The following is a 10,088-nucleotide window of genomic DNA, read 5'->3' as shown; positions in this document are numbered from 1 at the left end:
CTACGCCCCCGCCGTGAACGCGGCGGCGTCCCTGGGCGATACCGACAAGCTGCAGCACACCTTCCGCGCCCACCGGGCCGCATGGGACGCGTTTGTCGACCGCGCGCCATACCGCGCCGAACGCATCGCGATCCCGTACGAAGACACGACGATGCCGGGCTACTTGTTCACGGCGAGCACGGACGGCGAAAAGGCACCGACCCTCATCCTCGTCAACGGCAGCGACGGATCGATCAGCAGCATGTGGGCAACCGGAGGCCTCGGCGGCCTCCAGCGCGGCTACAACGTGCTCATGTTCGACGGCCCCGGTCAGCAGTCGATGCTGTTCGACAAGGACATCCCGTTCCGCTACGACTGGGAGGCTGTCATCACACCGGTCGTCGACGTGCTCGTTGCTCGGGATGACGTGGATGCCGACCGTATCGTGGCCTACGGCATCAGCCAGGCCGGGTACTGGCTCCCCCGCGCCCTGGCGTTCGAACACCGGATCGCGGCAGCGGTGGCTGACCCCGGAGTCGTCGACGTGTCTCAGTCGTGGCGCGCCGGCATCCCGAAGTCCGAGATGGAGCTCGTCGAGAAGGGCGAGAAGGAGAAGTTCGATCGCGGGATGGAGATGGCGTTGCGCTACTCGAAGTCGGTCTCGCGCCTGTGGAACTTCCGCGCGAAGCCGTTCGGGAAGGACAGTCCGTACGACACGATGGTCGAGATGCTGCGCTACCGGCTCGAGCCAGACGATGCCGCGAAGATCACGACGCCGCTCCTGATCACCTCTCCCGAGAAGGAACAGTTCTGGCCGGGCCAGTCCGAGCAACTCGCTGCGATGGTGCCGGATGCCACGCTTCAGCCCTTCACGGCAGACGAAGGCGCCGACTACCACTGTCAGCCGCTGGCGCGCCTCCTCACCGACGAGCGGATGTTCGACTGGCTCGACACCCGGCTCGGGCGCTGAAGCCCCGCGCGGCCGCGTCCTGGCCGAACTCGCGCCAGCGAACACCAACTCGCCTGAACGAACACCAACTCGCGTGAACGATCAGACGAGAAAGAACCCGTCGAACAGGCCCGGATTGTGGGCGTGGACGAGGACGGCGAAGACCACCGCGTCGAAGAGCAGATGCACGGTGACGACGTACGCGAGTGAGCGGGTGACGAGGAAGATGTAGCCCTGGAGGAGGGCGAACGGGATCGTCAGGAGCGGGCCCCACGCCTGGTAGCCGAGCTCCCACAGGAACGAGACGAACACGATTGCCTGAAGCAGGTTCGCGGTGATCGGATGCATGTGCCGGAGCAGCAGGACAAAGACCGTGCAGATGAAGAAGAGCTCATCCCAGATGCCCACGGCACCCACGCCGACGAACAGCCGGGCGATGAGGTCGGGAGTGTCAACCACCGGCCAGTTCAGGTACACACCCGAGGTGATGAAGTAAAACGGCAGGATGAGCCACCCGAGCACGAGCACGCCCACAAGCCACGCCCACTGAAACCACGTCCAGCGCCCGCCACCTCGCCACGGGAATCCGATCGCCCGATCTCGGTAGACGAACCGTGAGACGAGATACGGAACTGCCACCGCTCCCCCGAGTGCCACCGCGAAACGCACGATGGCGAGGTTGTCGAGCTCGGCCTTGAGCGGGATGGCACTGACGATCAGCATCCCCATCGCAATGAGCGAGAGATCCCGAACGATCGAGGGCTCGCGAGACACGGCCCGGGCCGTATCCGACCGCTCCCCCGCCCGTGTGGTCAGGCGGACCGTAGCGGGCGCGAACCGCTCCACCAGGACCGCCGCGATCAGGCCCGCAGCCAGGAGCGTCCACCCGAGCCACGGGATCAGCGCGACGAAGAACGCTGGAGCTGCCAGTACGACCAGCGAGGCCGGAAGGACGCGCCACGAGAGCGCAGGAAGCCTATGCGGGGCACTGTGCGCGGCATCCGCGTGGCTGCTCACGCAGACCGCCGGTAGGTGAGGTCACGGATCTCGCGCCCGGCGCGAGTGCCCTTGCGCTCGAAAGCCGTGAGCACGCGCCCGTCGAAGCGGGGCGCCCACTCGCCGTCGAAGGCGCGAGTGAAGCCCGGCGCAGCGTCCAGCACCGTAACCATCTGGTCGGCGTAGTCCTGCCAGTCCGTGGCGAGTCGAAGAACGCCATCCGCACGCAGAACCCACGCCGCGAGCGCCGCGAACTCGGCGGTCACCAGCCGCCTCTTGACGTGCTTCTTCTTGTGCCAGGGGTCAGGGAAGAAGATCCACAGTTCGTCGACGGATGCCGAAGGCAACAGATGCTCGAGAACCTCGGGAGCGTTGCCCTCCACGAGTCGGAGGTTCTCGAGGTTCGCCCGGTCGGCATCGAGCATGGTGCGCGCGAGGCCGGCGCGGAAGACCTCAACAGCAAGGAAGTTCGCTTCCGGCCGGGCCGTTGCCGCGTGTACGATCGCGTGCCCCTGGCCCGACCCGATCTCGACGATCAGTGGCGCCGTCCGTCCCCACACCGTCGCCGGGTCGATTGTCGATTCGGCCCGGATGCTCGTTGAGGCAGCATCCCGTTCGACGGGGATGAGCATGCGAGGACTGACCTCGTTCCAGGCCCGCTGTTGCGCCTCCGACATCCGGCCGCTTCGGCGGACGAACGAGACCGGTTTCAGACGAAATCCCGTCGGGGCCTCATGGGGAGATGTCACAGCAGGCGCCCGACCGGTCACGGATACCCGATGGTCCACAGCAGGAACACCGCCACCACCTGCAGACCGAGACAGCCCAGCAGGAGCCACTGCCTGCGATGCTGCGTCGATGAGAAGCGCTCGTCGCCGAGCAGCGGTGAGAGCGGCATCATGAGGCGGAAAGTCGACTGCTGCGGCAGGAAGACGCCGAAGAGGTAGAGGCCGTAGCTAGCCGCGTACGCGACGATCACCAGGCCCAGCTTGCGCGTCGGCTTGGAGAAGATCCACCAGGCGAACGCCGCCATGATCGCCAGCACGACGAGGATGCCGAACACGTTGAGGTACGTGCCGAAGAACCGGAACCACGGCGTCAACGGCACGAAGTCGCCGGTACCGACGAGGGGAATCCACCAGGCGGTCTCGGTGCGAACGTAGGCGTGCGGAATGCCGGTGACGGCATCGGCGATGTAGGTCCACGACAGACCCGCCGACGCGATCGCTATCCCGCTCGCAGCAAGGCTGAGGCGCTGGGTCCAGGGGAATGGATCGGTGCGGTGCTGCATCCACCGCACCAGGAACACGATGCCAAGACCCAGCGCAAGAGCGAGGACGCCGGGGCGGGTATAGGCGGCGAGCACACCCACGGGCAGGATGAGGAGGTACTGGCGCTTGATCGCGAGGAGCAGGGCTGTGAAAACGAGCAGCAGGAAGAGCGACTCGGCGTACGCGAGCACGTAGACGAAGGAGAGCGGGGCGAACGTGAACAGCACGATGCCCCACCAGGATGCCTGCGGCGTGGTCACGCGCCTCAGCAGGAGGAAGAGCACGAGGGTCGCGCCGAGGCTTGCCGCGATGCTCACGATGACCCCGATGATTCCCTCGTTCACGCCGGTGAGGTCAGAACCCACCCGCTCGAGAAACGGCAGGACCGGGAGGAACGCCCAGTCGTTGGTCTGGACGATCCCCTCCTCCATCGGAAGCCGGATCGGATAGCCGGTGCGTGCGATGTTGAGGTAATGGTCGGCATCCCACCCCGTGAGGAACGTGAGAAAGCTGCGCACGTGGATGCCGAACGGACCGAATCCCAGGTCGGCGAGGCGCGAGATCTCGAAGAACATCCACAGCAGCCCGAAGTTCACTGCGCGGCCGATCGCCCAGATTCCGACGACCTTTGTCAGCGTCCCCGATGCGATCGGTTCAACGCCGACGCGCGGCGAGGTCAGGTCGGCAAGCCATGCACCGAGAGCGCGAGGAACGCCTCGCCATCTCCGGGAGGAGGGGGCTCTCCGAGGGGAGAGCGCGACATCCTGTCGAGAGGTGGGAACCACTGGTGACCTTTCGCGCACACAAAAGGAGGCGAGAACCCCTTCTTCTTAGTATGCCAGCACCGAGCTGGGAACCTCGTGCCGCTCCATTCACCTGTCGTGCGGCGTGCCCTACTGCGGTTCTGTGACGTAATCGATCAGCTCTTCCACGCGGCCGAGCAAGCTGGGTTCGAGGTCCCGGTAGCTGTCGACCGCACCGAGGATCCGACGCCAGGCAAGCGCCAGGTCCGCGGGGGTATCGCTCGGCCAACCGAGGGCGCGGCACGTCCCGACCTTGATGTCGACGCCGCGTGGGACGGTCGGCCACGCGCGAAGCCCGAGCGACCCGGGCCTGACGCATTGCCAGACGTCGATCTCGGGATGGCCGACGATGAGAACGCTCTTGCCATGCCGTCCGCGGGTGATCTCCGCGGCAATGCGCGCCTCTTTCGAGCCCGGAACGAGGTGATCGACAAGGATGCCGTACCGGCGGCTCGCCGATGGGGGCTCCTCATCGAGCATGGCGGCGAGGCGGTCGATTCCTTCGAGGTACTCGACCACAACACCCTCGGCACGCAGGTCATCTCCCCAGACCTTTTCCACCAGCTCCGCGTCATGGCGACCCTCGACGAGGATGCGGCTTGCCCGGGCGACGCGCGCCCGCTGTTGGGGAGCCGCGAACGAACCGGATGCCGTGCGCTGGGGTTGCCGCGATGCAGCGGGCCGGTGAGCGACGAGCACGACGTGCGAGCCGTCCAGGAGGAATCCGGGTCCCAGCGGAAATCTGCGTCGCATCCCGAAGCGGTCCTCGAGCTCCACGGTCGCGGCATCCGCCTGGGTCACCGCGCCACAGAATCCGTCTGCCTGCACCTCGATGACAAGACCCCGCTCTGCCGGCACGCTCGCACTCTCGGAGCGCCCGTGGCCGCGCCAGCCGTTTGCGAGCACGTCAGTTCCATAGTGATCATCCACCACCGCACCTGCCTTCCGGGCACTCACCCTACGACGCACGCTGTGAGGATCCGGTGCGCCCCGCGGAGCGCTTCCGCACGGGCGCACGGCATCAATAGGATCGAAGGGCGCAGGCTGTGGCGCGCCAGGAGGGAAATCGATGCCGACTCGGTGGTCGTTCGGGGCGGTAGCGAGCGCGCTCACTGTCGCGCTCGCGGCGCTGCTCAGCGCCGCGGCACCCGCGTTCGCGACCGACCCGGTCACGCTCGACTCTGCGTACGTGCTCGACGAGGTCGATGCGCTCAGCACGTCAGATGAGGCAGCGGCCAACGCCCGGCTGGCAGATCTTTACGCGTCGACCGGGGTTGATCTCTATGCCGTATTCGTCGACGATTTCACCAATCCGTCCGACAGGAACGAGTGGGCTGATGCCGTTGCGTATGACAACGGGCTCGGGCAAAGCCAGTACCTTCTCGCGGTTGCTACCGACTCCCGGCAGTTCACCATCTCAGCTGACTCGTCGGGTCCTCTGAGCGAAGACCAACTGCTGGCAATCGAGGCGGATCTCAAGCCCTTCCTCAGCTCCGGTGACTACCTCGGGGCGATCACAACGGCAGCCGATAGCTTTGAGACAGCGCTCACCGGCGGATCCGGGGGCGGCGGTTTCTTCGCGGTCGTGCTGCTCGTCATCGTGGTTGCCGCCCTTGCTGGCCTGGTCTTGTGGATCGTCATCCGTTCGCGGCGAAAGCGAAAAGCTGATCCGCAGGCGGTGAGCCTCGACGAGCTCGCGCGGCGCGCCGCATCGGCACTCGTCGCAACCGACGATGCCATCACGACCAGCACCCAGGAACTCGGGTTCGCTCGCGCGCAGTTCGGCGACGCTGCAGCTGCCGAGTTCGAGAAGACCCTCGCTGCTGCACGAACAAGCCTCACGGAGGCGTTCTCACTGCAGCAGCGCCTCGACGATGCCGAACCCGACACTGAGGCTCAGATCCGCGAGTGGAACCTCGCGATTCTCGACCTGTGCAAGAAGGCGAACGCAGCGCTCGATGAGAAGGCCGCGGAATTCGAAGCACTGCGCGAGCTGGAGCGCACCGCTCCGCAAGCGCTCGAGCGCGTTGCCCAGGACCGCGAAGAAGCCTCAGCCGGCATAGCCGGCGCTGAACGCGCGCTCTCTGACCTCGAGGCATCGTTTCACCCGGACGCCATTGCGACCGTTGCTGACAACCCCGAGCAGGTCCGCGAGCGCATCGCCTTCGCTGACACTGCGCTCTCCAAAGCCCGGCAGGACCTCGCTGCCGGCAAGACAGCAGAGGCAGCGGTCGCGATTCGCGGCGCCGAGGATGCTATAGCCCAAGCACTGCAGCTGGAGCACGCGATCGACACGCTGGCACGGGACCTTCGGCAGGCTGCAACGACCGCGCAGAGCGTCATCGCCGGGCTCGAGGCCGACATCGCTACCGCGCGCGCACTTCCCGATCCCGATGGGCGTCTGGCCAGCGTGGCTGCCAGCACGACGCAACAGGTCGCGTCGGCCCGCGCTCTCTTGGATGCCTCCCAGCAGCGCCCGCTCGCGGCGTTGCACGCACTCCAGGAGGCGGACCGGCAGATTGACGAGGTGCTGCAAGCAGCGCGGGATGCTCAGGCCCAGGCGCTGCGAGCCCAGCAAGCGCTCGCGCAGATCACGGCGCAGGCAGGTGCTCAGATCTCCGCTGCAGACGACTTCATCGCTGCCCGGCGCGGCGCGGTCGGCGCACAGGCCCGGACGAGGCTGGCCGAGGCGCGCGCGAGCCTGGCCACCGCGCAGCAGGTCCAGGTTTCCGATCCGGCGCAGGCCATCCCGCACGCGCAGCGCGCCGAGCAGCTCGCGGCGCAGGCGATCCAGGCCGCGCAGCGCGATGTGGGGGCCTTCGACGTCGGCGGGTACGGCGGCTCCCGCAGCGGTGGATCGAACGGCATGATGGGCGCGGTCCTCGGCGGCATCGTGCTCAATTCGATCCTCTCCGGCGGCGGCGGTTCGCGGCGCGGTGGATTCGGCGGCGCCATGGGCGGCGGATTCGGCGGGGGTTCCGGCCGCGGCGGATTCGGCGGGGGTTCCGGCCGCGGCGGATTCGGCGGCGGATCCCGCGGCGGTGGGTTCGGCGGCGGGGGCTCTCGGGGCCGCCGCGGCGGAGGCCGCTTCTAGGCACGATCATCACCACTCACATCCAGACGAAAGGACACACCGATGGCAAAGCAGTCCATCTTCGGACGCATCTCCACCCTCGTGAAGGCGAACATCAACGCGATGCTCGACCAGGCCGAGGACCCGCAGAAGATGCTCGATCAGCTGGTGCGCGACTACACCAACAACATTGCGGACGCCGAGGCTGCAATCGCTGAGACGATCGGCAACCTGCGCCTGCTCGAGCGCGACCACCAGGAAGACCTGCAGTCAGCGTCTGACTGGGGCAACAAGGCGCTTGCCGCGAGCCGCAAGGCCGATGAGTTCCGCGCGGCGGGCGATTCCGTGGATGCTGACAAGTTCGACAATCTCGCCAAGGTTGCCCTCCAGCGCCAGATCGCAGCCGAGAACTCGGCGAAGGCAGCAGCACCGCAGATCGCGTCGCAGACCGAGGTCGTGAACAAGCTCAAGGACGGCCTTAACGGCATGAAGCAGAAGCTCGAGCAGCTCAAGGCCAAGTCCGCCGAGCTGGTCGCGCGTCAGAAGACCGCCGAGGCTCAGACGAAGGTGGTCGATGCCGTCAAGTCGATCGACGTCCTCGACCCGACGAGCGAGCTCGGCCGCTTCGAAGAGAAGGTACGCCGCCAGGAAGCTATCGCGCAGGGCAAGACCGAACTTGCCGCCTCGAGCCTGGACGCCCAGTTCGAGAGCCTCGAGGACCTTGGCGAACTCACGGAGGTCGAAGCTCGTCTGGCCGCTCTGAAGTCCGGCGGCGCCGCGAAGCCCGCCATCGAAGGCTGATCGAACTCGCCGATGGCTCACTTCGTCATCGCCCCGCAGTGGCAGGGCTCCGGGTCGGCTCGCGCGATGCAGCTGATCGACGGCGCCGAAGCCATCGCGGGCGACCTCCCGGCTTCGGCCTGCACCCGCTTGGAGGTGCCGGTCGAAGCCGGTGAAAGTCTGGACACGGGCATCCGTCGCGCCAGCTCACTCGGACGCATCCGCGACCTGGTTCGGGATGCCGTAGCCGCTAGATCGGAACCGGTGGTGGTGATCGGCGGGGACTGCGGGGTGTCCCTCGGTGCACTGGAGGCCGTCGCCGCCGAGGATGTTGCGGTCGTCTGGCTCGATGCGCACGCCGATCTGAACACCCCGGAGTCCTCACCCAGCGGAGCGTTTTGCGGCATGGTGCTGCGCGCAGCTCTCGGAGACGGAGCGGATCGGCTCCGACTTGCCCGCGGCATCCTGACGCCCGATCGGCTCGTGTTGGCCGGCACTCGGGAACTGGACGACGCCGAGCAGCAGTACATCGATGAACACAGCATTCGCCGGGTGCTGCCCGGGGACCTGGTGGATCCCGAGGCGCTGGTCGCCGCTGTGGCCGACACCGGCGCGTCACGGGTCTACGTTCACATCGACCTCGACGTCCTCGATCCCTCCGTCATGACAGGGGTGTCCTTGCCCGTTCCGTTCGGGCCGACTGCCAGCGAGGTCATCGCCGCCGTCCGAGCCCTGCGTGACCGCTTCCCCCTCGCGGGGGCGACGATCGCAGAGTTCTCTCCCGCGTCTGCGGATGCCGCGATCGAGGACATGCCGACGATCCTGCGCCTGGTCGGGGCCGTGGCGTGACCCCGATTCCAACCCCGCCACCGGGGTGGGAGGCTAGCGCGGAGCGAGCCGTCGCGCGAGGTCGGATACTGGATCGCTGGCTTCCGCTGCTGGACTCCTCGGTTTCGCGCGCCGGCGCCGTCGTCGGAACCGCCATCGGCTTCGTCTGGGGGTTCGTGTGGAGCACCGGCAGGGTGCGGCAGCATCGAGGCGCCGACGACACGGTGCTGTATGTCTTTTCCGGCATGCCCTCGTGGACGTTCCCGCGTGGCGGCGTTTGCGTCGGCGCCTGCTACCTCACTGCCGACAACGACGGCCCGCGCGTGCTGCGGCATGAGCTCGTCCACGCCAGGCAATGGCGGCGGTATGGGATGCTCATGCCGCTGCTCTACCAGCTCGCCGGCCGTAACCCGCTGCGCAACCGGTTCGAGATCGAGGCGGGCCTCGCGGACGGCAACTACATCCCGCGGCAGCGGCCGAAGAGAGCCGTCAGTCGATGAGCACCTCGTCCAGCGCGACGAGTTCGTCATCGCTCATGCCGTGGGCGCGCAGGTAGTCTCGCGGCGATCCGTACGCGGCGTCCAAGCTCGCGAGGAGCCTCGACATCGCCGCCGCCGGCGACTTCGTCGCCAGTTCCTCGAGGTTGACTGACTCCGGGTGGAACTGCCGGATGCGCGCGACCACGTCGCGGTTGCGCGAGGGCGGCAAGAGCGCCTCCGTCCGCGCACAGTCGGCGACTACGGCGTCCCGGTCGACCCCCGCAGCTGCCAACGTGATGGCCACGGTGACTCCCGTGCGGTCTTTGCCGACCGTGCAGTGCACCAGGACCGGCTGATCGGCGAGAACGCCACGAACGACCTCGACCACACGGGCTGCGGAGTCCTCCACGAGGCGGCGATACATCTCCGTGAGCGGAACGTCCTCGACGAAGAACGAGGCCACCGAACCCAGGAACAGCGGAACCCGCTGGACCACGAGTTCGCGGTCATCGAATCGGCTGGGCGCGCCGGCGACTTCGGCGTCGTCGCGAAGGTCGATGACGCGACGGATGCCGAGACCCGAGAAAGCACGGATGCCGTCCTCATCGAGCCGCGCGAGGTTCCCCGACCGGTACAGCACACCCGCCCGCGTCCGCGAGACGCCGGCCGGCAGACCACCGGTGTCCCGGAAATTGATTGCGCCGGGGATGTCGAGTGTGCTCACGTTCCTCGACCCTATCCCGGGCAGAGTGACCTGCGGCTGCGCGCACCCGGTCGTCGCCGCCGCCAGAGCGGGGCCACAATAGTGTCATTGCCCAAGCCACGCCCAAGCAGCCGAGGACGGACAGCGATGACCACGCCCGACGATGAGTTCCGGTTTCTGGCCACTGACGCTCGCAGCGTCGGAGTGGCAGGCGATCTCCCACCGGT

General features: G+C 67.3%; 10 protein-coding genes. 5 read left to right on the top strand and 5 right to left on the bottom strand.

Translation table 11 applies throughout. The annotated features are described in order from the left end of the window. Positions 1–949 (top strand): alpha/beta hydrolase family protein (locus B4F19_RS04875; RefSeq protein WP_292733094.1); only part of this gene is annotated, 949 nt, incomplete at its 5' end. Between the two features lie 81 nt (positions 950–1,030). Here the strand turns inward: B4F19_RS04875 and B4F19_RS04870 are convergent. From B4F19_RS04870 to B4F19_RS04855, 4 genes are all read right to left on the bottom strand, one after another. After that, on the bottom strand, positions 1,031–1,945 hold the full coding sequence (locus tag B4F19_RS04870; protein ID WP_374198005.1) for a CPBP family intramembrane glutamic endopeptidase: 915 nt from the start codon (positions 1,943–1,945) through the stop codon (positions 1,031–1,033). Beyond that, positions 1,942–2,601, bottom strand: a complete 660-nt coding sequence (gene trmB, locus B4F19_RS04865) for a tRNA (guanosine(46)-N7)-methyltransferase TrmB (protein ID WP_292733092.1) — start codon at positions 2,599–2,601, stop codon at positions 1,942–1,944. Before trmB ends, B4F19_RS04870 begins: the two co-directional genes overlap by 4 nt. A gap of 89 nt (positions 2,602–2,690) precedes the next feature. Next, complete coding sequence (locus B4F19_RS04860; RefSeq protein ID WP_228177634.1) at positions 2,691–3,980, bottom strand: mannosyltransferase family protein; 1,290 nt, start codon at positions 3,978–3,980, stop codon at positions 2,691–2,693. A 108-nt stretch (positions 3,981–4,088) separates the two neighbouring features. Next, a complete protein-coding gene (locus tag B4F19_RS04855; RefSeq protein ID WP_292733090.1) occupies positions 4,089–4,928 on the bottom strand; it encodes a DUF3097 domain-containing protein in 840 nt (279 codons plus the stop codon). Positions 4,929–5,067: 139 nt separating this feature from the next. On the opposite strand from B4F19_RS04855, the gene B4F19_RS04850 reads away from it, so the two are divergent. The 4 genes from B4F19_RS04850 to B4F19_RS04835 are packed head-to-tail and all read left to right on the top strand — an operon-like array spanning position 5,068 to position 9,179. Then, a complete protein-coding gene (locus B4F19_RS04850; protein ID WP_292733088.1) occupies positions 5,068–7,092 on the top strand; it encodes a TPM domain-containing protein in 2,025 nt (674 codons plus the stop codon). A 42-nt stretch (positions 7,093–7,134) separates the two neighbouring features. Next, positions 7,135–7,872: a PspA/IM30 family protein gene (locus B4F19_RS04845; protein ID WP_228177631.1), complete on the top strand. Its 738-nt coding sequence runs from the start codon at positions 7,135–7,137 to the stop codon at positions 7,870–7,872. A 12-nt stretch (positions 7,873–7,884) separates the two neighbouring features. Further along, on the top strand, positions 7,885–8,700 hold the full coding sequence (locus B4F19_RS04840; RefSeq protein ID WP_228177630.1) for an arginase family protein: 816 nt from the start codon (positions 7,885–7,887) through the stop codon (positions 8,698–8,700). Then, positions 8,697–9,179 carry a Fe-S oxidoreductase gene (locus B4F19_RS04835; protein ID WP_292733086.1) on the top strand — a complete coding sequence of 161 codons (483 nt, stop codon included), beginning with the start codon at positions 8,697–8,699 and terminating at the stop codon, positions 9,177–9,179. Before B4F19_RS04840 ends, B4F19_RS04835 begins: the two co-directional genes overlap by 4 nt. Here the strand turns inward: B4F19_RS04835 and B4F19_RS04830 are convergent. After that, positions 9,169–9,882 (bottom strand): tyrosine-protein phosphatase, encoded by a 714-nt coding sequence (locus B4F19_RS04830; protein ID WP_292733084.1) that lies wholly within the window; start codon positions 9,880–9,882, stop codon positions 9,169–9,171. The two genes, B4F19_RS04835 and B4F19_RS04830, sit on opposite strands and share 11 nt — an antisense overlap. Between the last annotated feature and the right edge of the window lie 206 nt (positions 9,883–10,088).

The sequence above is a fragment of the Microbacterium sp. UBA1097 genome (assembly GCF_002313585.1).
Lineage (GTDB): Bacteria > Actinomycetota > Actinomycetes > Actinomycetales > Microbacteriaceae > Microbacterium.
This window is presented reverse-complemented; position numbering and strand designations above follow the sequence as displayed.